Genomic DNA, 24,491 nt, shown 5'->3' with positions numbered 1-24,491 from the left:
GGCGCGGCTACCAGCGCCGGCACAGCATCTCCGCGACCTTGACGGCGAGCCGGCATGCCGCTCGCCGCGGCGGGCTCGCAGCAGTGGACTGCGCGGTCTCCGCCAGCCCCTGAATGATGAGACACGGCACACTGCGGCTGAGGCAGATCAGCCCCATCGCATAGGCCATGTTATCCGTCGCAAGCGCGCCTGGAAACGCTGCCGAGATCTCGGCATTCGTGCCGTCGCCATCGCACGTCACCGTCATTCCTTCGAAGAACACGCCGATGTCATCCAGCATGCCATCCGCGGCCTCGTGCGCGAGGCGGCAAAGCTCGGGATCGGCCGGAATGATCATTCCGCTGTCATCGACCAAGGGCGGCTCGGCAATGCTGAGCGCGTCGCGCAGCTTGATCTGAATCCGGAATGGCGCGACCGAGGTGGCGATGACGAGATCACCGGGGCCGGCGCCGACGAATCGCGGGCCGCGGGCCGCGTGCGGAAGATTCGGGCCCAGTGCTTCGGCCCGTCCCGGCATGATCAGCCACTGCGCCCCATGCTCTTCGATCGCCACTGCGGCCGCGCTCGCCACCTCGGCCATCGATCGCCCGAGGCACACGACCGCATGGAAGCAGGAATGCCTGATGATGGCGCGCGCCGCGTTGCGCTGTTCAATCAGTGTGCCCGGGCCCATGGCCTGGACCAGGGCTTCGATATCCTCCGGCGTTTCGACCAGGAAACCGATCGTGTTGGCTTTGGCATGGAGAAATCGCAGCGCGTCGAGCATCGCGTTGATGCTGGCCTTCTCCCGACCATCGAGCTGCTGCCACAGCGCTTCCAGCACGTCCAGAGAGGCCTCGATGCCGGCGCCGATCACGCCCTGGCCGAGCGGGCGGCCGGGTGTCTCGCAACGGTAGAGCTCCTCCAATGCCTGCAGGACGGTTCTGCGGTCCTTGACGGCGTAGGCTCCTTGCAGGATGCGCGCGAGAACCTGGGCGCGCTTGCCAAGTTCGAGCGGAACGGCGAGCCAGGCAAAATCAGCCAGCTCGGCCGCCTGCTCGCTGGCGGCGCGCTGGAATTCGCCGACGACCTGACCGTAGTGCCAGCTCAATTGCCACGGCGTCACCTGCCGTCCGCGATACCTGCCGCGCTCGATGCGTTCGAGCGATTGCGCCTGCAACTCGTTGCGCAGGTCGGGATCTATTCCCGATGCGCGGGAATCCAGCAGACGATAGGCGCGTGTTGCGATCGCCGGTCCGAACCATTCGTGCTCGGGGTCGCCGACCGAGAGACCGCTCGGCATGCGGATGTGGACGGTCCTGCGAAACTGGTCGAGCTCGCGTCTTGCGACCTGGGCCGCGGTCACCGAAACCTGCTGCACCTCGCACAAACCGTCGACCACACTGGCCCAGTCCCAGAAGTCGTCGCCATAGAACGGAATGCGATATTGGCGGCTCGCGACGATCCGTGCGCAAGCCTGTTCGATGGCGGGAGCCACGCGATCGAGAATATCCTTGCGCGCCAGCGCGCCGTCCGTGAGACATTGGTGCACGAGACGCGCCGCGCCCGCATTCACCACGTGCCAGTCCCTGGCGGCGAATTTAGGCGACGTCCGCAGATATTCGAGCGCGTCGATGAGGCAGCGTCCAGCCAGTGCGCGGGGCGAATCGTCGTCGAACCAGCTGGTGTTGCCAATTCCGTAACCATGCAGGTCGGACGTGAAGAAGACCGGCGGATGTCGAGAATTCACACTCGCCTCCTGGTCCGCTTATCGCGTCTCTCAACGAAAATTGTCTAACGTTTGTAGCTTGCATCTCGCAATCGAAAGTTGATTTTGCGTGACTGTCATTTGTGCCAGTGTCAGGGCACCGCCGATCCGGCACCGGCGTGGGTTGCTGTCGAGCGTGCTTAACGCTGAGCACGCCGCGTCAGGCGCGAATGGCGCCGAGGAGCCGGCTGAGACGCTGCGTCATGCTGCGGCTCCATGAGGGCTGTTCGCGGACCAGCCGGAAGCCGAGATTGGCAGGTGGCGTGCCGGAGGCGCAGCCGCCGGCGCGCGCGTCGCGGATGAAGTCGGTCACGTAGGCTCGATGCGCGCCTTCGGCCAGCCGCACGCCGCAATTGCTGACGGTCTTGGTGACGCGACCTGCACTATCCTGCATCTTGCGTGTGAAGCAGGTCGAGGTCCACTCCCAGACATTACCCGCGAGGTCGGCAATGCCGTGCTCGTTGATGCCGAAGCTGCCGAAGCCGCGCGTCTCGGAGTCCTCTTGCAGCGCGGCTTCCCGCTCGTAGCGGGCAATCCAGCGTCGGGAGGGATCGGCGTCGTCGATCGAGACGCCATCGTCCTTGAAGCGGCTGCCCGCTGCATAGGCCCACTCGGTATCGGTCGGCAGACGATAGCTGTGGCCGGTCCGGTGTGAGAGCCATTCGGCGTAGGCCACCGCGTCATGCCAACTCACCTGCACGGCCGGGCGATCGCTGGCGATGGGAACGTTGCGATCGAGCGCGCGGCACGCATGCGCTTCGACGCAGGCGTGGTAGTCCGCGGCACTGACCTGGTTCGTCATGATCGTCAGCGGATGATCAAAGCGGACCGTCGTGATGGGCGCTTCGGCCTGCCGCCCGCTGCGGAGATGGTCACCGGAGTCGCGGTAGCTGATCGTACCAGGTGCGATCTCGGTGAGGGCGGGGCCGTCGAAGTCCGCAACGCGGTTTGGCAGATCGGCAAGGATCGGTGCCATTGCGGTCGGGCCAGCCAATCCGACGACGCAGGCGATGGTGAGCTTGAGCTTGAAAGCGAGCAGCATGGCAGCACACTCAGGAGAGTGGGGGCCGGATACGCCGGCCCCCAGGGCCGATCAGTTCGTCGTGCCGGTCGGAATGTCCGCCGGGGCCTTGACCTGCGTCATCAGGTCGTCATTCCACTTGCCTTCGACCTTGAAATGGGCCGTCGCGCCGAGATTGGCCGCCTCGATCAGGTTGTGGGTGACGTAGGCGTAGATGCCGGGCTGCAGGAATTTGTAGAGCGCGGCGCCTGCCGAGCCGCCCCGGATGAACCAGGTCTCGAGCCCGGTCTCCGGCGCGTTGGAAAATTTGCCGGTCTCCCAGACATAGTCGCCGTGGCCGCCGATCAGATGCGGACGACTGTCGCGGTTCGCCTGCGAGTGCACGATCAGAACGTTCTCGCCGACATTGGCCGTGAGCGCATTCTTTCCGGTGAGCGCGCCGGCCTTGCCGTTGAACACCACATGGGTCGGCGTGAGCTTGCGCATGACCTCCTCGGTGTCGCTATAGGCTTCGCCGGGCGAGTCGTAGGACTTGAAGTTTCCCTTCTCGTCGCGCGGGACGTAGAGGTCCTGCTCGCCGATGTAGTAGACGCGATCGTAGCGCAGCGCGTGTCCGCGGCCGTCATTGAGACCGTCGCGCGGCAGCACCATCACGGCGCCGTTCATGCCGGAGACGACATGCCAGGGGATCATCGGTCCGCCGGGGGCGCAGTGATAGACGAACACGCCGGTCCGCGTCGCCTTCCAGCGTAGCACGACCTGTTCGCCCGGATTGACCAGGGTCAGCGCGCCGCCGCCCAGCGCTCCGGTCGCGGAGTGGAAGTCGATGTTATGCGGCATGCTGTTGGTCGCGGGATTGACCAGGGTCACCTCGACATAGTCGCCCTCATGGACCACCATCAGCGGGCCTGGCATCGAGCCGTTGAACGTCATGGCCTGGAAGGTGGTGCCCTTCTCGTCGATCACCATCTTCTTTTCCTGGACCACGAGCTTGAACTCCATGATCTTGGGCCCCTGCTTCGTCGCCTGCTCGTGCGCATGCACGAACGGCGGAGCCACCAGATCGACCTTCTGGCGCGGCAGCTTGAGGTCCTCGGCCATCGCGGGAGCCGCAAGCATCATCGCGGCGATGGCTGCACTGAACATGGCGGTGCGGCGGGTCAACATGGATCGCTCCTTCATTGGATCTGTTGTAGTGCCGCAATCATCATGCTCCCGTTGGAACTCGGCTTGTTTGTGCTGCAACAAGCAACTTCGCAATTGCGGAATCAGGCGGCAGATCTTGAGCGAATTTGGCGCGGCTGCGCCCGCGCAGCGCGCGAATGAGTTGCATCGGCGCGCAGTTTCGTGGGAGGCCGGACAGGGTGCGGAGCAAAGCGGGCCGGACTGTCCCGCGCGACGACGCGATAAGATGATGGGATCTGTCCGTCTGCCCATACGGCACGAGAATCGCGGGCGCTATGATGCGCGCTTCAGAGCGCAGCTCTGGACCGATCGACGATGGGCTCCCGAACTCGTCAGCTCAGCCAGCGCACCGCCAGCAACACGACGAAGGCCACTGCCGCCGCGATGCAAAACACCGTGGTCATGAACATGGCGATGTTGCCGAGCAGGCCTGTCGGCCCCGACTCGTCGCGGAACGATTCGAAGCCGTCGGACTGGGGGATATGGCCGCGGATGCCGGCGAGGAGAGCAAATGAACGGATCAGCAGTTGCACAGCTTCCATTGCGATTTCCTCGAATCGTCGATGATTCGATGATGACGGGAAATGAGCCGGCCACTTTGAGGAAGCGCAAAGTCCGCGGTGATCACCGGCGTTCTACTGCTCCAACAGGGTATCTGCCGGCCGCGCCTTGAGAAAGCTCAAGGTCGTCCCTCTTGCCTTGTGTCAAGAACCTCCGAACCCCAGGTCGACACGCTCAGGTGACAGGCAGGACATGAGACCAGATCTTGCAGCATGCTACGGACAGGAGCGCCTCCCGCGCTACACCAGCTATCCCACGGCGCCTCATTTCTCCAACGCGGTCGGCCCGTCCACCTACGCAGAATGGCTGCGCGCGATACCAGCAAGCGCGACGGCATCGTTGTACCTGCACGTGCCCTTCTGTCGCTCGATGTGCTGGTATTGCGGCTGCAACACCATGGTCGCCAAACGCGACGAGCCGATTGCGGTCTACGAATCGGCACTACGTTGCGAGGTCGACATGGTGGCGCGCCAGATCGGCCGGCGGCTGCAGGTCGGGCACATCCATTTCGGCGGCGGCACGCCGACCATCATGGCGCCGGAGTCCTTCGTCGATCTCGTCGGATCTCTGCGCCATTCCTTTTTCGTGTTGCCATCGGCGGAGATCGCCATCGAGATTGATCCGCGCACGCTGACGGCGGAGATGATCGCGGCGCTGGGGGTGAGCGGGGTCAATCGCGCCAGTCTGGGCGTGCAGAGTTTCGATCCGCGGGTGCAGCAGGCGATCAACCGGGTGCAGAGCTTCGAGCAGACTGCGGCGGCCACGAACGGGTTGCGTCAGGCCGGCGTTGCCGGCATCAACTTCGACCTGATCTACGGACTGCCGCATCAGAACGTCGAGTCGTGTCTCGACACCGTCCGGCGCGCCATCGACCTGCGCCCCGACCGGCTCTCCGTGTTCGGCTACGCTCATGTGCCATCGTTCAAGACGCACCAGCGCAAGATTCAGGACTCGGCGTTGCCGGACAGTCTGGAACGCTACGATCAGTCCTGCGCGATTGCTGACGCGCTGAAGGACGCAGGCTACGTCCAGATCGGGCTCGATCATTTCGCCTTGCCCACGGACCCGATGACCATCGCGTTCCGCGAAGGCCGGCTGCATCGTAATTTCCAGGGCTACACGACCGATGCCAATGATCTGCTGCTCGGCTTCGGCGCCTCGGCGATCGGACAGCTGCCGCAAGGCTATGTCCAGAACGCGCCGCAGGTCCGGGCCTATGAGCAGAAGATCGCGTCCGGCAGCCTCGCGACCGTGAAAGGCTATGGACTGACCGATGACGACCGCCTGCGGGCGGACATCATCGAGCGCATCATGTGCGACTACGGCGTGGATCTCGACGTCATCTGCACCCGCCATGGCACGGACACCGACGACATGCTGAGATCGGCGCCGCGACTGCAATCGCTGATCTCCGACGGTGTGGTCGAGCTGAACGGCGGTGCGCTCGCGGTGACCGAGCATTCCCGGTTCCTGGTGCGCAGCGTCGCTGCGGCGTTCGATGCGCATCTCGACGCGTCGAAGCAGCTGCACAGCCGGGCGGTCTGACTGTCGAGGTGCCGCGGTGCTTGTGCCGCGACAAAGACCGCAAAGGGCATGCCCGCTACCGTTCGCGCTGGAATGGAGGCGCGCATGCCAATCTCCTTCGATGAACTGGTCGACGATGTCATGCGGCGAAGGCCGGAGACGATCGGCGTCTTTCTTGCTTTCCAGATGCGTTGCGTCGGTTGCCCGATCGCCTGTTTTCACAACGTCGCGGATGCCTGCCACGAGCATGCCGTCGATCCCGACGCCTTCCTCGCGGCCCTGTGTGCCTGCACGTGATCAGGTGCGGGATGCGGCCGCGTCGCCGGCGCCCTGCTGCGCCAGCAGCACGATCTTGTGCGGCTCGCGCAGGACGATCTTCTGACGGCCGCTTTCGACCAGGCCGAGCTGCTCCCAGCCGGAGAGGATGCGGCTCACCGTGTGCAGCGTCGTCCCGGTCATCTGCGCAATGTCCTGCCGGCTGATCGGGAAATCGATCTGCACGCCATGATCGAGCTTGCGGCCGGCCTGGTTGGCGAGCCGAAGCAGCGCATGCGCGATGCGCTGCTCCACCTGCTGCGTCGACATTTCGATCACGCGCGCGTGGGTTTCCTGCAGCCGCTGGCCGACCGTCTGCAGCGTGTTCGCCGCCAGCGATGGGAACTTCGCGACCAGCCGCGGCCATGAGGCGGACGGCCAGGCCAGCACGATGCTGTCATCGACGGCGGTCGCTGTCGCCGGATAATGTTGGAGTCCGATGGCGGGGGCGACGCCGAACGTGTCCCCTGGCACGACATAGCGCACCACGATCTGGTCGCCGGTCGGTGTCGTCTTGCTGGCGCGGACATGACCGTGGAGCAGCAGGAAGAACGAGGTCGCATCGGCGCCCTGCTCGAACACCGCGCCGTTGCGGGGCACGCGAAGGGAGCGGGCTTCCCGCAGCACGTCCGTGAGATCCTCAGCGGACAGCCCTGCAAACAGCGGCAGATGCGCGACCAGCGAACGGTCGATGGAAGCCATGGTGTTCTCCGGGGCCGGATTCGGCTCAATTTTGCGGCGCTCAATAGCACGTTTTTGCGATCCGTCGGAAGTTTGTGCTGGCGCAAGCCATGGTGGGCGACCCGCAACTACATGTTAAGCACAGCGCCGCGATCGGTGCGGTTCCCGTCCTTCATCGAGCGAGCATGCACATGGCCATTCCACGCAACTATCAGGGCTGGACCGTCCTCGCCAACGGGTTCAGGCCGTTCTTCCTGCTCGGCGCGCTCCAGGCTGCGCTGGCGATCCTGATCTGGCTCCCGGCCTTTTACGGTGAGCTGAAGCTGAGCTCGGGCTTTGCCCCCCGAGACTGGCACGTGCACGAGATGCTCTACGGCTACCTGCCGGCCATCGTCACCGGCTTCCTGTTCACGGCGATCCCGAACTGGACCGGACGGCTGCCGATCCGGGGCCTGCCGCTGCTCACCCTGGTGCTCGTATGGACAGCCGGACGACTGGCCGTCACGGTGTCTGCGCTGGGTCCCTGGTGGGCCGCGCTGCTGATCGATGCGAGCTTCCTCGTGCTCGTCGTCCTGGCCGCGGCGCGCGAGATCGTCGCCGGGCGCAATTGGCGCAATCTGCCGGTGGTCGCGATCGTCACGGTGCTGTGCGTCGGCAACATCGCCTTCCACGTCGAGGCCCATCTGCGTGGCTCGGCCGATTACGCGATCCGCGTCGGCGTTGCCGTGATCGTGCTGCTGCTCGCGCTGATCGGCGGCCGCATCACGCCGAGCTTCACGCGCAACTGGCTGGTCAAGCACAATCCCGGCCGGCTGCCGGCGCCGTTCGGCCGCTTCGACATCGCGGTCGTGCTGTTCAGCGCGCTGGGCCTGCTCGGCTGGATCCTGGTTCCTGAGAGCGCGCCGACCGCGCTCGCGCTGGCTGCGGCCGGCATGTTGCATGTGGTGAGGCTCGCGCGCTGGGCCGGCGATCGCACCTTGCGCGAACGGCTGCTGGTCATCCTGCATGTCGGTTACATGTTCGTCCCGCTCGGCTTCCTGCTCACGGCGGCCGCCAGCCTCGGATGGATTCTGCCAAGCGCCGGGCTGCATGCCTGGATGGTCGGAGCCGCCGGCATCACGACGCTTGCCGTGATGACGCGGGCCACGCTCGGCCACACCGGCCAGGCGCTGACGGCCGCGCCCGCGACCCAGGCGATCTATCTGGCGATCATCGTCGCAGCGGTGACGCGGGTCTGCGCCGCAGTGGCGCCGGCGCACGGCGAGGTGCTGCTGCACGTCGCGGCGTTGGCCTGGATCGTCGCATTCGCCGGCTTCGTCCTGGCGTTCGGTCCGCTTCTGCTCGGTCTCAAGCGTCGGTCACTGGCCGTGCGGCGGGCGGGATCGGCTCAGCCGGTGCTCTGATTGCGCGCCACGGCGCGGGGAAACACCACCTCGATCAACGTGCCGGATTTCGGCGCCGCCTTGATATGAAACTGCGCCCGGTTGGCTTCGACCAGCGCCTTGGTGAGCGACAGGCTGAGACCGGCGCCATCGGGGCCTTGCTCGGAAGCCGAGGGCGCACGGAACGGTTCGAGCGCGGCGGCCACCTCCTGATCGTTCAGGCCATGACCGGTGTCGCGCACGCGCAGCGCGACCTCGCCGAAATCGGTCAGCGCGGTCGAGACGATGACCTGGCCGCCGGGATTTGCCAGCGAGATCGAGGCCGAGATCAGGTTCATCGCGATCTGGCGCAGCGCCCTTGTGTCGGCGATGACCGGCGGCAGCAGTTGCGACAGCGAGGTGCGGATGATGATGCGGGCGCGGTTAGCCTGCGGCTGCATCACTGCGACACAGCTCTCCACCAGCTCGTTGAGGTTCTGGCTGGTGAAGGTGAGCTCGAGCTTGCCGGTCTCGATGCGCGACAGCTCCAAGAGATCGTCGATCAGGGAGACGACGCGCTCGCCCGAGGCGCGGATGTCCTTCATGTATTCGGCGTAGCGCGTGTTGCCGATCGTGCCGAAACGTTCGCCGATCATGACCTCGGCAAAGCCGATGATCGCGTTCAGCGGCGCGCGCACCTCGTGGCTGATCCGGGCCAGCATGTCGGCCTTGGCGTTGGCGGCCCGATCGGCCACGCGACGAGCCTGCAGCAACTCGCTATCGCCGCGATGGAGTTGCGACAGGTCGCGGAACACGGCAAAGAAATTCGGACCGTTGGGCCGGGTCCGGCCAATTGCCATCGACAACGGAATGACGCCGCCCTGAGCGACCTTCCCGAGCACCTCGCGGCCCTGATCGAGCCCGCTCGACGCGCCGGCCTGCTGCACGCTGTCGAGGTCATCGAGCACGAGGCGGGCGCTTTCCGGCGCGAACAGCTCGATCAGGTTACGGCGCACCAGCGCCGCGCCATCGTAGCCGAACAGCGCCTCGGCGCTGCGGTTGCAGGCGTGGATGTTGCCGCCGGCGTCGAACATCAGGATGCCCTCGGCTGTGACGTCGAGGATCGCCGCAAGATCTTCGGCTTCGGCGTGGCCGGCGGCCGGAGGCGGGGCCACGACCAGGGGGGCCGGTGCAGCCGAGGCCTGCGCCGACATCGGTGCGGCGTCGGCCGCCGTCGGAACCGCGGCTGCGGTTCCGGGCACCGGAGCGAAGATCAGGGCATGGGCGGTATCGCCGTCCCAGGTGATCGTGAACAGGCGAGCTTCCGCCTTCACCTCCTCGCTGGAGGAGCCGTCGGCGGCCGAGATCGTGACGGGGGTGCCGGCCTCCGACTTGTTCGACGCGGACGACACGCCTGGCTCGACATAGAGCGCATCGAGCCCGCCTGCCTGCTCCAGGGCCGCAAGATCGGCGTAGCCCATCTGCCTGAAGAAGGCCGGATTGCCATAGAGCAGACGATCGAGCCGGTAGATCAGCATGCCCGTCGGCAGCAGGTCGAGCAGGATGCGGTCGCGCTGACTGTCGCCCTGGGCCGGCGGCTCCTCGGGGCTGAGCCATTCGGTCTGCAGCTCCGCGCCATGATCGGTCGCCGTTTCCGTCGCCGACGGAGCCTGCTGCTGCGGCGGGACCGACGGATCGCTCACGCGCGATCCCGGCTCGAGCGCCGCACTCGCGACGCCCGCGGCTGAGTTGCGGATCTCGCCTTCGAGCCGAGCCGACAGCTGACGCGCGAGTTCATGGAACGCACTGTTCTCCACCGGCGTGAGCACCGGATGCTTGGACTCGCCCGGAGCGCGGAACGGGACCACGTTCCCGGTCGTTTCGAGCCCGATGCCGTCGATGTGGTGTACGTCCGGCGCAATGGAAGCCTCACGCGATGACGCAGTGACGTTGTCCTGCTGCGGCGGCACATCTGCGGCCTGCACATGGTCGGATTGGGCAGGTTCGGTTTCGTCGGCGTCCGGAGCATCAGTCGCGGCTGCATCGGTCGATGCGGGGCGACGCAGTGCGGCCAGCCGGTCCAGGGCGTCGAGGTCGCGACAGACGCCGAAGCCGCGATAGCCGGCATGGGTTCTGTCCTCCGTCAGGACAGGCAGTCCCGACAATTCGACCGCAAGCCGCTCGCCCTCCGCGGGCCAGCTGACGACGATCCCGCTCCAGGTCTCTTTCGTTTCGATCGCGGCACTGATTCGCCCTTCGGGATCGAGGCCTAGCGATGCAGCGAGCTCATGCCAGGGATGGCCGAGCTTGGCGGCGCTGTGCCGCCCGATCAGGCGGGTGAATTCATCGGAGCCGATCGAGAACCGTCCCTCGGCATCCATCTGCCAGGAAAATCGGAGCGGATGGCGGCGGCCGACTGAAGGGTCCGCCGCGCCGGAATCGGCAGGATGCGCGTGATCTTCCGTTTGCGGCGCCGACGCCTTGAACAGGTCGGCCTCGGCCGGATCGTCGATCAGCAGGAACTCGGCCGACGCTTCGTTCGACAGCGCGCGGGATTCGTCTTCGGTTTGGCGTTCAGTCATTGCGTCCATCGGAAGAGGAGGCGAAGTCACGACCGCGGGCCCAGCGGGAACATCCACGGGGGCTGGTGATGCCGGGGCGGCATCCGCGGTTGGCTCAGGTATTGGCGCCGTGCCCGGCGCCTCGATCTCCTCGGCAGGGGCCGGCATCGGGACGGCCACCAGCCCGACCTGGTTGCCGCTGCCGATGCGGTAGAGCGCTGCGCGCTCCGTGCCGAACGTCACCTCGGCCATGCCATCGGCCAGCGCCGCCCTGCGTATCCCGACGAAATCCGGCTCGCTCAGGTCGCGCATGCCAAACAGGCGCCGTCCGGCTGAACTGATGCCGGCGAACTGACCGTCCTGGGTGAATGCGATCAGCGCATGCTCACTCGTCTCCACGAGCCGCTTCAGGCGATCCGCCAGGGGGAAGCTACGTCCACCCCCGTCGGTGCCGGTGATCAGCACCGCGCGCGTGCCATCCGGCAGATCGATCCGGGCGCAGCCGCAGGTCGCGAGCGTGCCGAGCGGCGCGCCGAAGCCACGGAGGCGTTCGAGCCGCAAGGCGCCGGTCTCGGGCAGCCGCCGTCCCAATTGAGCGACCTGGCGACGATGCGCGTCGGCAGGGCCGAGCGTCTTAGCAATCAGCGCCGCTGCGCTCGCCGCGCCGAGGGCGCGCGCCCCGGCCGCATTGGCCCACAGCACACGGCTGCCATCCGCCGACCATAGCCAGGCCGGCAGACTGCCGGCGGCGTGGACGGCCAGCCGGGGGTCGCTGAGGGCCTGCAATTCGAGATCGGCGTAGGTCATGGGCGACGACGGCAAACGGCTCTTGTGATGTTGATCGGCCGACGTTGATCGGCGGTCGGAACTGGTCGCGTTAAGAATTCGTTACTATCGCGCGTTTTGAGGGCCGAGGTCCACGGCGGGGCCGCGCTCCTGTCCTGCTAAAGCTTGGATAACCTTAATGTGTTCCTCGTGAGCCGCAGCGCGCGGAATCGCGGCGAACCCCCTGTTGGGGACCACGATGATACCTGGGCAGGTCGAGAGCTGCGCGGGCAACGGGACGGTCACCGCGAGGACGGGGCGCTAAGGGCGCCAGCCGATCGTGACGTCAGAAGGAGGGAACCATGACCGACGACGGGCGACGATTCGAGATTCCGAAAGACATGCGGGCGATGGCGGAGGCAGGCTTCAACCAGGCACGTCAGACGTTCGAGAAGTTCCTGGCTGGAGCGGAGGCGACGGCCGGCTCGCTCGAACACCGCAGCACGACGGTGCGGGCCGGGGCCAAGGACATCGGCGCCAAGGTCTTGTCCTACGCTGAAAAGAACGTCCAGTCGTCGCTCGACTACGCCCAATCGCTGGTGCACGCCAAGGACCTGCCCGAGGTGCTGCGGCTGCACGGCGAATTTGTTCAGGGCCAGATGCGGTCGCTCGCCGAGCAGGCAAGCGAAATGGGGCAGGCCATCGGCAAGGTTGCGATCGACGCCACAAAGCCTAAGGCCTGACGGAACGTTCTCCGCTCCCGAAAAATCTGGAAGCGGGTGCGGCAAACAGTTCCTGATAGTGGAATTTCCGTTGCGTTGCACAAAAGCGCCACGATATAGCTCTACGCGAGGTTGTTACCTCCCAGGGGCGGTTCCTCTGCGTGATCCGAAGTGACGTCCCGATTGCCGGGACGGTCCAGTCTCAATGTTTCGAAGGATGCATGCCATGACCAATGCCACCGATCCTTTCTCCGCGTCCATCATCCCGTTCGAGGTTCCCGAGCAGGTGCGCGCGTTCGCCGAAAAGGGCGTGTCCCAGGCCCGCGAGAACTACGCCAAGTTCAAGGACGCAGCGGAAACCCACAATTCGGCCATCGAGGCCTTCTTCGCCAACGCCAGCAAGGGCGCCGGCGCCTACTCGTCCAAGGTCATGGAATTCACGAAGGCCAATACCACGGCTTCGCTCGACTTCGCCCAGGAGCTGTTCGGCGTGAAGTCGCCGTCGGAGGCGATGGAGCTGTGGACGGGCTTCGCGCGCAAGCAGTTCGAGACCTTGACGGCCCAGGCCAAGGAGCTAGGCGAGCTCGGCCAGAAGGTTGCGGCCGAGACGGTTGAGCCGATCAAGGAAAGCGCCACCAAGCTGTTCAAGACGGCGGCCTGAGGGCCAGCCTCAAGTCTCGCCGGGTGCGCGGTACGGGCCGTGTGCCGGCATGGACGGCGGGAGACCATGACCCGGGCGCGTTCGCGGCCGGGTTTGCTTTCTGGGGCTCGCCGTTTGCACGGGGGCTCGTTCGGGCCGAAGCGGCGTCAAAAAACGCCGTCACGGCAGGGGACTTTATCCGTTCTCGGCCTTGCCAAATTCGCCCGTTGCACCTAGTTTCCGGCCCGTTCGGACGCCCCCTCGTGGGCCGTCCCATGCGGATGCAGTTGTAGCTCAGTTGGTTAGAGCGCCTGTCTGTGGAACAGGAGGTCGGTGGTTCGAGCCCACCCAACTGTACCATGGCCACCCCCATCGCTGTGCCGTTCGCAAGCTCACCTCCATCCGTGCTCCGCGCCCCATTGATCCTGCGCCGTGATTTGTAGCCCCGTCGCGACCTCTCGCGCAGGGCCGGGGCGTGGGGCGCAGAGCTTTGGTCGCGGAAGCCCGAGCCCCGTCTCCGTATTTCGACGGATATATCGCCGGATCGTGCGCTCGCTTGCGGTTTTGCTGCGCCGGATCGGTAGCACGGCGTGGCGCCGTTGCTTGCGAATCCGATCTCCTTCAATCACAGTTGGCGGCAACGAGGGGGAGGGGGCGATGAGAGGGATTGATCTCGATCCATGCATCTCTGCCGTACTGATCGCTATAGCCGCGCTGTTAGTCCCCGTAACCGCACGGGCCTATACCGCCGAGCAGGAGCAGGCGTGCACAGGCGATGCGTTCCGGCTTTGTAGTTCCGACATTCCCGATGTCGATCGTGTCACCGCCTGCATGGTCCGCCGCAAGGCCGAGCTGTCGCCGCCATGCCGCGCCCAATTCGGGCCGCCAGAGCGCCAGACAGCGTCATCGGGCCGCGCGGAGCGGCCGATGAGCATTCGTCCTGTCACCAGGAAGCCGGTCACTGCGCGCGCCGGCAAATCGAAGAAGTCGACGCGACCGGACGCGACCTGAGCGATGCCGATGGCCGCATTTGGCGGCACCGGGAATGATGGCGGTCCTCGACGCGCAGCCTCAACATGTAAATGCGATGGGGCATGACCGGATGTTGTCGAACATCGCGGCCTGATCTGCTGTTTTGCCTGCTTTGGTGTGACTCAAAAACCAATGCGATTCGGCAATCAGGAGTTACGTCTTATCGATCGCTAAATTTATCTTCCGCGAATCAGTCCGCTGATTCATTTTCGCTGCCGGGGTCAATCTGGAGGCCAAGGTATGAACGTTATTGTTTTCGCATCGCGTAAGGGCGGTTCAGGCAAGAGCACCCTGGCCGCCCATCTCGCTGCGCAGATCAAGTCGAGCAAGTCTTGTCTGCTCATCGATGCCGACCCGCAGGGGTCGCTGACGCTTTGGCACAAGCTGCGCGGCACCAACGAGCCGCCGATCAAGACGGCCGTGAACTCGGTGAGCGCGATCGTGTCCGCCGCCCGCCGCGACGGCGTCGAATGGGTGCTGATCGATACGCCGCCGACCATCTCGGCCGTCGTCGAGGATGCGATCAAGAACGCCACCATGGTGATCATCCCGGCCCGCCCCGGCGTGTTCGACGTCAACGCGGTACAGGAGACGATCCAGACCTGCCGCGCCGCGCGCAAGCCCTACGCGGTCGTTCTCAATGGCGCGCCGGCGCGCCGCGACGATGCTGAGAGCCCGATCGTCACCATCGCCCGCGAGGCGCTGGCGAAGTTCAAGGCCCCGGTGTGGGGCGGCCAGATCACCAACCGCGCCGATCTGCTGATGGCGCTGGGCCAGGGTGAAGGCGTGCGGGAATATTATGCGGAGGGCCGGGCTGCGGCCGAGATCGCACGCCTCTGGGCTGCGATCGAGCGTTCGGTGCGGGCGATTCGCGGGACTGTGTCGGCCAACGGCGCCATGCACAAGCAGGCGGCCTGATCGCGGCATCAGATGAGGCATCGACGCGCGGTCTTCCGCGCGTTTTTTGCGTCGGGTCACACGATCTGGCGTGAGTGCCGACCTCGCGCCGCGCGCGAGGGCGCGGCGAGGTCAGGCAACCATCAGGAAATAGAAGGCGATTGCCGGCGTCAGGGTCAGGATGACGGACCAGATCCCGACCGCCCAGAGAATGTCTTCGACGCTGAACCCCTGGTGCTCAGGGTATGGATGATCCTGCAAAGCCACGACGCCCTCGCGCTCTTTGATGTTTTCAACATCCATAGCGGAACATCTTTAAACACGAGGTTGCGGACTGCGCCGCTTTTGATCGCGTTTGTTAGCTCGGATTAACCACGGAGATTCTGCTCCGGCTCCGCAGCGGCGGCGCGGCTCTGCCTGGCCGTTCCGATCGGGAAGGCAAGGCAGAGCCGGCGAATAGGTTGGGGCGTGCTCAGGCAACGCGGTTCTGCGTGGTCGTCGGCTGGCGCCGCTCGATCTGCTGATCCAGCCGTGCGGCGAGGTCGTCGCCAACCTCCACCATCGGCAGCCGCACTTCGGGGCTCGCAATGACGCCGGTGCGCGCCAGCCAGTACTTGGCCGGTGCGGGGCTCGGCTCGGTGAACAGCAGCCGCGTCAGATGCTCGACCTGCGCCCAGCACGCTGCTGCCGCGTCGTGACGGCCGGCCTTCACGTGCTGCAGGATTGCGACAAACGTCTCGGTCTCCAGATGTGCCGAGAGCAGGATGGCGCCGTCGGCACCGGCCTGCAGCGCATCGAAGCTCTGGGCGTCTTCGCCCGTCAGGATATGAAAGCCAGCGCGCCGGCGCGTGATCAGGTCGCGCGTCTGCGTGCGGTTGGCGCAGCAATCCTTGAGCCCAGCGATGGCGGGATGCTCGGCGAGCTGCAGCAACGTCTCGTTGTCGAGGCCGACCGCCGACCGATAGGGAATGTTGTAGAGCACGATCGGATGGGCGGTGCGGTCAGCCAACGCGGTGAAATGCGCCAGCAGGCCGCGCTGCGACGGACGCACGTAAGGCGGACTCGAGATCAGATAGAAGTCGATCGGCCATGACGCGGTTCGGTCGAGCGCTTCGATCACCTCGGCCGTCGCCACGCCGCCGACACCAAGACAGATCGGCAGCGACCGGCCGGTGGTGTCGAGCTCGTCCCGGACCACGCTGATCAGACGGGCGCGCTCGTCCCATGACAGCGCCAGTCCTTCGCCTGACGTGGCACCGAGCACCAGTCCATCGATCCGCTTGGCGGCGTAGTGCCGAACCAGACTGCGTAAGGATGGTTCGTCGAGCGCGCCATCGCGGAACGGCGTGATCAGGGGCAGCCAGAGGCCCTGCAATCGGGTCGTAACGTCGGTCATGGTCCATCTCCTTGGGTTGGCAGGAGCCGGAGACGGGACACGCAAAAAAAGCCCCGTCCTCGCGGCGGGGCTGGTGATGCGGCGGTGAATTCGAGAGATTCTAGCGCGCGCGTCCACATGTCCCCGGGAGGGGAGCTTTTTTCGACGACAACTTGGCGTGCGAAGACGTGGACATAAGATCTAGATGCGCGGTGCGGGCGATGCTGTCAACGCCGCATCGGGCACGACACGGAAACATTCGGCAAAAAAATAGCCGGGCCCAAATGAGCCCGGCTGGAGGTATTGGCCAAAGCGGCCGACACAATCACCTTCCAAGAGGGATTTCTGAACGCTCGCGCCACTGGAGGAGGGGGACAATGCGCAACGCCAACGCTCAGCACATCCTCAGTATGGGCTCTCGCATGGCGTCGCAGCAACCATGCAAGCCGCATGTCAGACATGCACAATCTTACGCCGGCCAGCGCTGCGCTTTGCTCACGACGAAGTCACGGAACACTTGAACGCGAGCGACCGTTTTCAATTCCTCGGGATAGACGAAGTAGGTGTCGAGTTGGATCGAATCCGACTCCCCAAACAATTGCACGAGACGGCTGTTTTCCTCGACGAGGTAGTCCGGCAGCGCGGCGATGCCGAGTCCTTGCTGGCAGGCGCGGACCAGGCCGAGAATGTTGTTGACCCTGAAATAGGCCTCGCGCGGACCGGAGCCGTTGCGGCCGGCATCGACCAGCCAGCTGCGGTTCTGGAGATGCGGCGCGACTTGGCCGTCGGCCAGCATGATGATGCGATGATCATCGAGCTCGTCGAGCGTGCGCGGCGTGCCGAAGCGCTTGACATATTCCGGTGAACAATAGGCGTGGAAGCTGATCGCGAACAGCTTGCGCTGGATCAGATCGGGCTGGGTCGGCTTGCGGGTGCGGATCGCCACGTCCGCCTCGCGCATCGACAGATCAAGCTCCTCGTCGGTGACGATCAGCGAGATCCGGATCTCCGGATAGAGCGCGGTGAATTCTCCGAGTCGCGGGATCAACCAGTTGATGCCGACGCCCGGCGTGGTCGTGATCTTCAGGTCGCCGCTCGGGCGCTCGCGGCTATCGGTCAGCTTGGCGCGCGCCGCCTGCAGCTGCATGAAGACGTCATGCGCGGTTCGGAACAGGAGGTCGCCTTGCTCCGTCAGGATCAGCCCGCGGGCGTGGCGGTGGAACAGCGAGACTGCGAGCTCCTGCTCGAGCGCGCTGACCTGGCGCGACACCGCCGATTGTGACAGCCCGAGCTGCTCCCCGGCATGCGTGAAGCTGCCTGCTTCCGCCGCTGCGTGAAACACCTTCAGCTTGTCCCAATCCATATCCGTAAATCCATCCCGTGATCGTGGCATCGTCAGTTCATTCCGCCGCGGCGCGTTCGCTCGCGGCGTGGGCGAGGAAGCGTTCGGCCTCGAGGGCGGCCATGCAGCCCATGCCGGCTGCGGTGATCGCCTGCCGATAGGTTTCATCGGCGACGTCGCCGGCCGCAAACACGCCGGGAACGGAGGTCGCGGTCGAGCCCGGCGCCACCTCGACGTAACCGGAAGGCTTCAGTTTCAGTTGCCCCGCGACCAGCTCGGTTGCCGGCGCGTGGCCGATTGCAACGAACACGCCATCGGCGGGCAGCTCGGTGAGCGCGCCGGTCTTGACGTTCTTGAGCCGGACATGCGTGACCTTGGATGGCGAGCTGGCGCCGCAGATCTCATCGAGGGCGCTGTCCCAGACGACCTTGATCTTGGGATGCTTGAACAGCCGCTCCTGCAGGATGCGCTCGGCGCGGAAATGGTCGCGCCGGTGTACGACGGTGACGGTCGATGCGAAATTGGTCAGGAACAACGCTTCCTCGACCGCGGTGTTGCCGCCGCCGACGACGACGACCTCCTTTCCGCGATAGAAGAAGCCGTCACAGGTCGCACAGGCCGAGACCCCGAAGCCCTTGAACGTCTCCTCCGACGGCAGCCCGAGCCAGCGCGCCTGGGCGCCGGTCGCCAGAATGACGGTCTCGGCGAGGTAGACGTCACCGGAGTCGCAGGTCAGGCGGAACGGACGCTGTCCCAGCTCCAGCTTGGTCACGAGGTCCGTCTTGATCTGGGCGCCGACATGCGTCGCCTGCTTTTCCATCTGCTCCATCAGCCAGGGACCCTGGATGACGTCGGCAAATCCCGGATAGTTCTCCACGTCGGTGGTGATGGTGAGCTGGCCGCCTGGCTGGATGCCCTGAATCAGCACCGGCTCCAGCATAGCTCGTGCCGCGTAGATCGCCGCCGTATAGCCAGCAGGGCCGGAACCGATGATGACGACTTTGGCATGGATCGGAGCTTGCATGTGGCCGAAGACTCGCTGGAAAAGGGAGGATTACCGACGCAGCGAGCGGAATGCGCTGAAGAAACGCTCCGAAGCCCCATCGAAAATGTCAAATCCAAGTCTAAGCCATCTGGCAAGCTATGCAAGAATTGCAACGCATCTCGGCGAATTTTCCCTTCACGAGCCGGTCAACAGGGGAAATCTAAAGCAATAAAATTGCGTGGATTGACCGGCTTGCGCTAAGAGAGTTGCCCATCGTCGCCCGGCGCCCCCTGCGCCTCCTCCTGTTCCGCCAGAGCCCACAATCCCCGTGTCCAAGAATCTTGATGAGATCGATCTCAAAATCCTGAGCGAAATTCAGGCCGACGGCAGGATCACCAATGTCGAGCTCGCCAAGCGGGTCGGCATCTCGCCGCCGCCTTGCTTGCGCCGCGTGCGGACCCTGGAGGAGGAAGGCTACATCACCGGCTACCGGGGCCTGCTCGACCCGCGCAAGCTCGGCTTCGACGTGACCGTGTTCGCCTCGGTCCACCTGTCGAGCCAGGCGGACGCCGATCTGAAGGCGTTCGAAGAGTTCGTGCGGTCCGAGCCGCTGGTGCGGGAATGCTGGATGCTGTCCGGCGAGGTGGACTTCATCCTGAAATGCGTGGCACCGGACATGGCGACGTTTCAGGAGTTCGTGACCCACCTGACGGCGGCACCTCACGTGCGCAACGTGCGAACGTCCCTGGTGCTGCACAACTCGAAATACGAGGCGGCGGTGCCGCTCGAGGTCAAGGGACGCAGCTAGGCCCACCGCCATTCCGGGTTCGCCTCGTTCGAGGCGCCCCGGAATGACCGTGAGTGAAAGCCTACGCCTTCTTACGCAGCATCGCGTCGAGGCTGATCGGACCCCCGCCGGCCGTCGCCAGATAAAGGCATGAGAAGCAGAATGCGATTGCCGCGGTGCCGTTGTTCAGGAGCGGCAGCCACACCGGCTCACCTGTCTTGAACATGTGACCGAGGAAATAGGCGAAGGCCATCTGACCCGACAGAATGAACGCGACGGGCCGCGTGAGCAGACCCACCATCAGCAATCCGCCCAGCACGAGCTCGATCAGGCCGGCCGTATAGATGAGCGGCGGAATGTTTGCGAAATACGGAAGCACTGGAAACTTGAAGATCTTCGCCACGCCGTATTGAAACAACAACAGACCCGTGACGAAGCGAAACAGGCTGAGTACAGCCGGTTGCCATTTCGAGAACATCTGCTCCATGTCGATCATCCCCCAATCAAAGCCATCATGATGCGACGGACCGGACCCATCCTCCCGGCACGGCTCGTCGGTTCTGCACTAGCTCATTCCCGAAAGCCCGTCACCGGCGTGTGGCCTGGAGCCCGATGAATTGACCGTGTGCTGCCGAACGCCATTGTGCCGCAGTGCGGCCGGCCAAACGACGAAGGGCCGCGCCTTCGCGCAGCCCTGGTTTCGTCCGAACGGTCACAGGCACCGCTCCGGTGCCTCGGGTCCTCAGCGCCACTCGACCTTGGCGATCTCGTAGGACTTGGCGCCGCCGGGCGCCATGACCTCGACGGTAGTGCCCATCTTCTTGCCGATCAGCGCGCGCGCCAGCGGCGAGGTGATCGAGATCTTGCCCTTCTTGGCGTCCGCCTCGACCTCGCCGACGATCTGCCAGACCGTCTTCTTCTCGGTGTCCTCGTCGATCAGGGTCACCGTCGCGCCGAACTTGATCGTGTCGCCGGAGAGCTTGGTCACATCGATGATGTCGGCGCGCGCGAGCTTGTCCTCGAGCTCGGCGATGCGGCCCTCGTTGTGAGACTGCTCTTCCTTGGCGGCGTGATATTCCGCGTTCTCGGACAGGTCGCCATGCGAACGCGCTTCCGCGATATGTTCGATGATGCGCGGACGGTCCACCGATTGGCGCTGCTTGAGCTCGTTCTCCAACGCGGCGTAGCCCATCGAAGTCATGGGAACCTTTTCCACCATCTCTTCTCGTCCTTCAGTCGTGCGGGCGGGGGCGCGCACGATCAGCATCTTCAGAATAGGCCTTTGCGGCTCAAAGCAAAGCCTCAAGGCCCGGCAAGACCGTCCCGTCAAAGGCCGGTACAACATCGAACGGGGCGGCGAGTTCCTGAAAGCTTCTATTGCCGATTGTTGCCAACCGCTTAGCGGGCGTTCGCCCGCGCGCTGCGATTAGTTTTCGGAAAAGTAACTCTGCAGGGTGCGGACCTCAAGGTCTCCCCCGAGATAGGCACGGATGCCTTGCGCGGCCGCCACGGCACCCGAAAGAGTGGTGTAATACGGCACTTTATGCAAGAGGGCAGCGCGCCGCAGCGAGCGGCTGTCGGCCAGCGCCTGCGGGCCTTCGGTGGTGTTGAAGACCAGCTGGATGTCGCCGTTGGTGATGGCGTCCACGATGTGTGGCCGGCCTTCCAGCACCTTGTTGATCTTCTCGGTCGGCACGCCCTGGTCGGTCAGGAAGCGCTGGGTCCCGGAAGTCGCTACCACCTTGAAGCCGAGTTCGTGCAGCATCCGCACCACCTCGGTGATGCGCGCCTTGTCGCTTTCACGCACCGACACGAACACCGTGCCTTTGCGCGGCACGCGTGTGCCGCCCCCGAGCTGGCTCTTGGCGAACGCCACGGCGAACGAGCGGTCGATGCCCATCACCTCGCCGGTGGAGCGCATCTCCGGGCCGAGCACGGTGTCGACGCCGGGGAAGCGGGCGAACGGGAAGACTGATTCCTTCACCCCGACATGCTTGAGCGCGCGCTTGGTCAACCCGAAATCGGCGAGCTTCTCGCCCGCCATGATCCGGGCCGCAATCTTGGCGACCGGCGTGCCGACCACCTTGGCGACGAAGGGCACCGTGCGCGAGGCGCGCGGATTGACCTCGAGCACGTAGATCGTGCCGTCCTTGATCGCATATTGCACGTTCATCAGGCCGACGACGTCGAGCCCGAGCGCCAGCTCGCGGGTCTGCCGCTCCAGCTCGGCGATGGTCGCCTCGTCGAGCGAATGCGGCGGCAGCGAGCAGGCGGAATCGCCGGAATGGATGCCAGCCTCCTCGATGTGCTCCATGATGCCGACGATGAAGGTGTCCTTGCCGTCGGAAAGGCAGTCCACATCGATCTCGGTGGCGTCCGACAGGTAGCGGTCGAACAGCAGCGGGTTCTTGCCCAGCACCGTGTTGATCTGGCCGGTCTTGTCGTTGGGATAGCGCGCCTTGACGTCGGCCGGCACCAGCTCCGGCAGGGTGCCGAGCAGGTAGTCGCTGAGCTGGTTGTCCTCGCGGATGATCTGCATCGCGCGGCCGCCGAGCACATAGGATGGGCGCACCACCAGCGGCAGGCCGAGATCGGCCGCCACCAGGCGCGCCTGCTCGACCGAATAGGCGATGCCGTTCTTCGGCTGCTTCAGATGCAGCTTGTCGAGGATGCGCTTGAAGCGGTCGCGGTCCTCGGCCAGGTCGATGGCTTCCGGCGAGGTGCCGAGGATCGGTACCTCGGCGGCTTCGAGCGCGCGCGCGAGCTTCAGCGGCGTCTGGCCGCCGAACTGCACGATGACGCCATGCACGGTGCCGTTCTTTCGCTCGGTGGCGATGATCTCGAGCACGTCCTCGGCCGTCAGCGGCTCGAAATACAGCCGGTCGGCGGTGTCATAGTCAGTCGAGACCGTCTCCGGATTGCAGTTGACCATGATGGTCTCGTAGCCGGCATCGGCCAGCGCGAAACAGGCATGGCAGCAGCAATAGTCGAACTCGATGCCCTGGCCGATCCGGTTCGGACCGCCGCCGAGAATGATTACTTTCTTCTTGTCCGACGGCGCGCTCTCGTCGCCGAGAGCGCCGGCAAACGGCGTCTCATAGCTCGAATACATGTAGGCGGTCGGCGAAGCGAACTCCGCTGCGCAGGTGTCGATTCGCTTGAACGCCGGACGGACGCCGAGCGCCTGCCGCTTGGCGGCGACCTCGGCTTCGGTGGTGTTGGCGAGCACCGCGAGCCGCGCGTCGGAGAAGCCCATCGCCTTCAGCGTGCGCATGCCGCTGGCATTCGGCGGCAGGCCATGACGGCGAACCTTGTCCTCCATCTCGACGATGCCGCGCATCTGCGCCAGGAACCACGGATCGATCTTGCAGGAGTTGAAGATGTCCTCGTCCGACCAGCCGAGGCGCATCGCCTGCGCCACCTGGAGCAGGCGGTTCGGGGTCGGCGTGCCCAGGGCGGCGCGGATCGCATTCTTGTCATCGCCGCGGCCGAGCCCCTCGATGTCGATCTCGTCGAGGCCGGTGAGGCCCGTCTCCAGGCCGCGCAGCGCCTTTTGCAGGCTTTCCTGGAACGTGCGGCCGATCGCCATGACTTCGCCGACCGACTTCATCGAGGTCGTCAAGGTGGTCGAGGCGCCCGGGAATTTCTCGAAGGCAAAGCGGGGGATCTTGGTGACGACGTAGTCGATCGTCGGCTCGAACGAGGCCGGGGTCGCGCCGCCGGTGATGTCGTTGGCGATCTCGTCCAGCGTGTAGCCGACCGCGAGCTTGGCCGCGACCTTGGCGATCGGGAAGCCGGTCGCCTTGGAGGCCAAGGCCGAGGAGCGCGACACGCGCGGATTCATCTCGATCACGACCATGCGGCCGTCGGCCGGGTTGACGCCGAACTGCACGTTGGAGCCGCCGGTCTCGACGCCGATCTCGCGCAGCACCGCCAGCGAGGCGTCGCGCATGATCTGATATTCCTTGTCGGTCAGCGTCAACGCCGGCGCCACCGTGATCGAGTCGCCGGTGTGCACGCCCATCGGATCGAGGTTCTCGATCGAGCAGACGATGATGCAGTTGTCGTGTTTGTCGCGGACGACCTCCATCTCGTACTCCTTCCATCCGAGCACCGATTCCTCGATCAGCACTTCGTTGGTGGGGGAGGCATCGAGACCGCGCTCGATGATGTCGAGATACTCTTCCTTGTTGTAGGCGATGCCGCCACCGGTGCCGCCCATGGTGAAGGAGGGACGGATGATCGCGGGCAGGCCGATCTCGGACAGCGCCATCAGCGCCTGTCCCAGCGCATGCTCCTGATAGCGCTTGCGGCGCTCGTTCTCGCCGAGCGTCCATTGCCGGTCGAGCTCGTCGCGCGCGGCGCCCGACAGCGTCTCGCGCTCGGCCAAGTATTTGTCTCGATACTGCTTCTTCAGCGCCGACGCATTGGCGAGCCGCGACTTCGGGGTCTGCAGCCCGATCTTCTCCATCGCATTGCGGAACAGCTGGCGGTCCTCGGCCTTGTCGATCGCGTCAGCCGTCGCGCCGATCATTTCGACGTCGAACTTCTCCAGTGTCCCCTGCCGGCGCAGCGACAGCGCGCAGTTCAGCGCGGTCTGCCCGCCCATGGTCGGCAGCAGTGCGAAGCCGCCGGGGATGACGTGGCGTTCCTTCTCGATGATCTTGGCGACGATCTCCGGCGTGATTGGCTCGATATAGGTCGCATCGGCCAATTCCGGATCGGTCATGATCGTGGCCGGATTGGAATTGACGAGGACGACGCGATAGCCCTCCTCCTTCAGCGCCTTCACCGCCTGCGTACCGGAATAGTCGAATTCGCAGGCCTGGCCGATCACGATCGGACCGGCGCCAATGATCAGGATGGTCGAGATGTCGGTTCGTTTCGGCATTCAAGCTCACGGGCAAGAAACGGGCAGGAATTGGGCACAAAAAAAGGGCGCGCGTGCCGCGCGTCCCCGAAGGCCAAGGCGCGACCATTGCTCGCGCGC

General features: G+C 65.1%; 21 protein-coding genes and 1 tRNA gene. 9 read left to right on the top strand and 13 right to left on the bottom strand.

Going from position 1 to position 24,491, the window contains the following annotated elements; genetic code table 11:
* Positions 1-7 precede the first annotated feature (7 nt).
* From ACQR0U_RS20710 to ACQR0U_RS20695, 4 genes are all read right to left on the bottom strand, one after another.
* Positions 8-1,729 carry a hypothetical protein gene (locus ACQR0U_RS20710; protein ID WP_316166887.1) on the bottom strand — a complete coding sequence of 574 codons (1,722 nt, stop codon included), beginning with the start codon at positions 1,727-1,729 and terminating at the stop codon, positions 8-10.
* Positions 1,730-1,907: 178 nt separating this feature from the next.
* Positions 1,908-2,789, bottom strand: a complete 882-nt coding sequence (locus ACQR0U_RS20705) for a formylglycine-generating enzyme family protein (RefSeq protein ID WP_315754989.1) — start codon at positions 2,787-2,789, stop codon at positions 1,908-1,910.
* Between the two features lie 51 nt (positions 2,790-2,840).
* On the bottom strand, positions 2,841-3,935 hold the full coding sequence (nirK, locus tag ACQR0U_RS20700; protein ID WP_315754991.1) for a copper-containing nitrite reductase: 1,095 nt from the start codon (positions 3,933-3,935) through the stop codon (positions 2,841-2,843).
* Between the two features lie 350 nt (positions 3,936-4,285).
* The gene (locus tag ACQR0U_RS20695) at positions 4,286-4,495 is read right to left on the bottom strand and encodes a hypothetical protein (RefSeq protein ID WP_315754993.1); all 210 of its coding nucleotides are present in this window, start codon (positions 4,493-4,495) and stop codon (positions 4,286-4,288) included.
* Positions 4,496-4,706: 211 nt separating this feature from the next.
* On the opposite strand from ACQR0U_RS20695, the gene hemN reads away from it, so the two are divergent.
* The gene (gene hemN, locus ACQR0U_RS20690) at positions 4,707-6,059 is read left to right on the top strand and encodes an oxygen-independent coproporphyrinogen III oxidase (RefSeq protein WP_316175038.1); all 1,353 of its coding nucleotides are present in this window, start codon (positions 4,707-4,709) and stop codon (positions 6,057-6,059) included.
* 72 nt (positions 6,060-6,131) lie between these two features.
* Positions 6,132-6,335 (top strand): DUF1858 domain-containing protein, encoded by a 204-nt coding sequence (locus ACQR0U_RS20685; RefSeq protein ID WP_410052398.1) that lies wholly within the window; start codon positions 6,132-6,134, stop codon positions 6,333-6,335.
* Here the strand turns inward: ACQR0U_RS20685 and ACQR0U_RS20680 are convergent, their stop codons facing one another.
* Positions 6,336-7,055, bottom strand: a complete 720-nt coding sequence (locus tag ACQR0U_RS20680; protein ID WP_315754997.1) for a Crp/Fnr family transcriptional regulator — start codon at positions 7,053-7,055, stop codon at positions 6,336-6,338.
* A 170-nt stretch (positions 7,056-7,225) separates the two neighbouring features.
* Here ACQR0U_RS20680 and ACQR0U_RS20675 point away from each other — a divergent pair, with 170 nt between their 5' ends.
* Positions 7,226-8,437 carry an NnrS family protein gene (locus ACQR0U_RS20675; RefSeq protein WP_315754998.1) on the top strand — a complete coding sequence of 404 codons (1,212 nt, stop codon included), beginning with the start codon at positions 7,226-7,228 and terminating at the stop codon, positions 8,435-8,437.
* Here the strand turns inward: ACQR0U_RS20675 and ACQR0U_RS20670 are convergent.
* Positions 8,422-11,763, bottom strand: coding sequence for a sensor histidine kinase (locus ACQR0U_RS20670; RefSeq protein ID WP_434872237.1), 3,342 nt, complete (start codon positions 11,761-11,763; stop codon positions 8,422-8,424). The two genes, ACQR0U_RS20675 and ACQR0U_RS20670, sit on opposite strands and share 16 nt — an antisense overlap.
* Before the next feature lie 320 nt (positions 11,764-12,083).
* On the opposite strand from ACQR0U_RS20670, the gene ACQR0U_RS20665 reads away from it, so the two are divergent.
* The 5 genes from ACQR0U_RS20665 to ACQR0U_RS20645 all read left to right on the top strand — a co-directional run bounded on the left by ACQR0U_RS20665 (position 12,084) and on the right by ACQR0U_RS20645 (position 15,033).
* Positions 12,084-12,464, top strand: coding sequence for a phasin family protein (locus ACQR0U_RS20665; protein ID WP_315755002.1), 381 nt, complete (start codon positions 12,084-12,086; stop codon positions 12,462-12,464).
* 205 nt (positions 12,465-12,669) lie between these two features.
* Positions 12,670-13,104: a phasin gene (locus ACQR0U_RS20660; RefSeq protein ID WP_315717527.1), complete on the top strand. Its 435-nt coding sequence runs from the start codon at positions 12,670-12,672 to the stop codon at positions 13,102-13,104.
* Positions 13,105-13,366: 262 nt separating this feature from the next.
* Positions 13,367-13,443 (top strand) — tRNA-His (locus ACQR0U_RS20655).
* A 297-nt stretch (positions 13,444-13,740) separates the two neighbouring features.
* On the top strand, positions 13,741-14,094 hold the full coding sequence (locus ACQR0U_RS20650) for a hypothetical protein (RefSeq protein WP_315717526.1): 354 nt from the start codon (positions 13,741-13,743) through the stop codon (positions 14,092-14,094).
* Positions 14,095-14,355: 261 nt separating this feature from the next.
* Entirely contained in the window at positions 14,356-15,033 is a 678-nt protein-coding gene (locus ACQR0U_RS20645; protein ID WP_231327589.1) for a ParA family protein, read from the top strand.
* A 111-nt stretch (positions 15,034-15,144) separates the two neighbouring features.
* Here the strand turns inward: ACQR0U_RS20645 and ACQR0U_RS20640 are convergent, their stop codons facing one another.
* The 4 genes from ACQR0U_RS20640 to trxB form a co-directional block, all read right to left on the bottom strand.
* Positions 15,145-15,315, bottom strand: a complete 171-nt coding sequence (locus ACQR0U_RS20640) for a hypothetical protein (protein ID WP_315717524.1) — start codon at positions 15,313-15,315, stop codon at positions 15,145-15,147.
* 169 nt (positions 15,316-15,484) lie between these two features.
* Positions 15,485-16,408, bottom strand: coding sequence for a 4-hydroxy-tetrahydrodipicolinate synthase (dapA, locus tag ACQR0U_RS20635; RefSeq protein WP_315826719.1), 924 nt, complete (start codon positions 16,406-16,408; stop codon positions 15,485-15,487).
* Between the two features lie 448 nt (positions 16,409-16,856).
* Positions 16,857-17,780, bottom strand: coding sequence for a LysR family transcriptional regulator (locus ACQR0U_RS20630; RefSeq protein WP_315717522.1), 924 nt, complete (start codon positions 17,778-17,780; stop codon positions 16,857-16,859).
* Between the two features lie 7 nt (positions 17,781-17,787).
* Entirely contained in the window at positions 17,788-18,753 is a 966-nt protein-coding gene (gene trxB / locus ACQR0U_RS20625; RefSeq protein ID WP_315717521.1) for a thioredoxin-disulfide reductase, read from the bottom strand.
* Between the two features lie 289 nt (positions 18,754-19,042).
* On the opposite strand from trxB, the gene ACQR0U_RS20620 reads away from it, so the two are divergent.
* Positions 19,043-19,522, top strand: a complete 480-nt coding sequence (locus ACQR0U_RS20620) for an Lrp/AsnC family transcriptional regulator (RefSeq protein WP_015664493.1) — start codon at positions 19,043-19,045, stop codon at positions 19,520-19,522.
* 61 nt (positions 19,523-19,583) lie between these two features.
* Here the strand turns inward: ACQR0U_RS20620 and ACQR0U_RS20615 are convergent, their stop codons facing one another.
* The 3 genes from ACQR0U_RS20615 to carB all read right to left on the bottom strand — a co-directional run bounded on the left by ACQR0U_RS20615 (position 19,584) and on the right by carB (position 24,392).
* The gene (locus ACQR0U_RS20615; RefSeq protein ID WP_315717520.1) at positions 19,584-19,988 is read right to left on the bottom strand and encodes a DoxX family protein; all 405 of its coding nucleotides are present in this window, start codon (positions 19,986-19,988) and stop codon (positions 19,584-19,586) included.
* A gap of 255 nt (positions 19,989-20,243) precedes the next feature.
* A complete protein-coding gene (gene greA, locus ACQR0U_RS20610) occupies positions 20,244-20,720 on the bottom strand; it encodes a transcription elongation factor GreA (protein ID WP_315717519.1) in 477 nt (158 codons plus the stop codon).
* A gap of 207 nt (positions 20,721-20,927) precedes the next feature.
* Positions 20,928-24,392, bottom strand: coding sequence for a carbamoyl-phosphate synthase large subunit (gene carB, locus ACQR0U_RS20605; RefSeq protein WP_315717518.1), 3,465 nt, complete (start codon positions 24,390-24,392; stop codon positions 20,928-20,930).
* Positions 24,393-24,491 lie beyond the last annotated feature (99 nt).

The organism is Bradyrhizobium sp. HKCCYLRH3097 (assembly GCF_051167875.1).
In the GTDB taxonomy this organism is placed as follows: domain Bacteria; phylum Pseudomonadota; class Alphaproteobacteria; order Rhizobiales; family Xanthobacteraceae; genus Bradyrhizobium.
The sequence above is the reverse complement of the archived record's forward strand: the minus strand, read 5'-3'. Positions and strand labels throughout refer to the sequence as shown.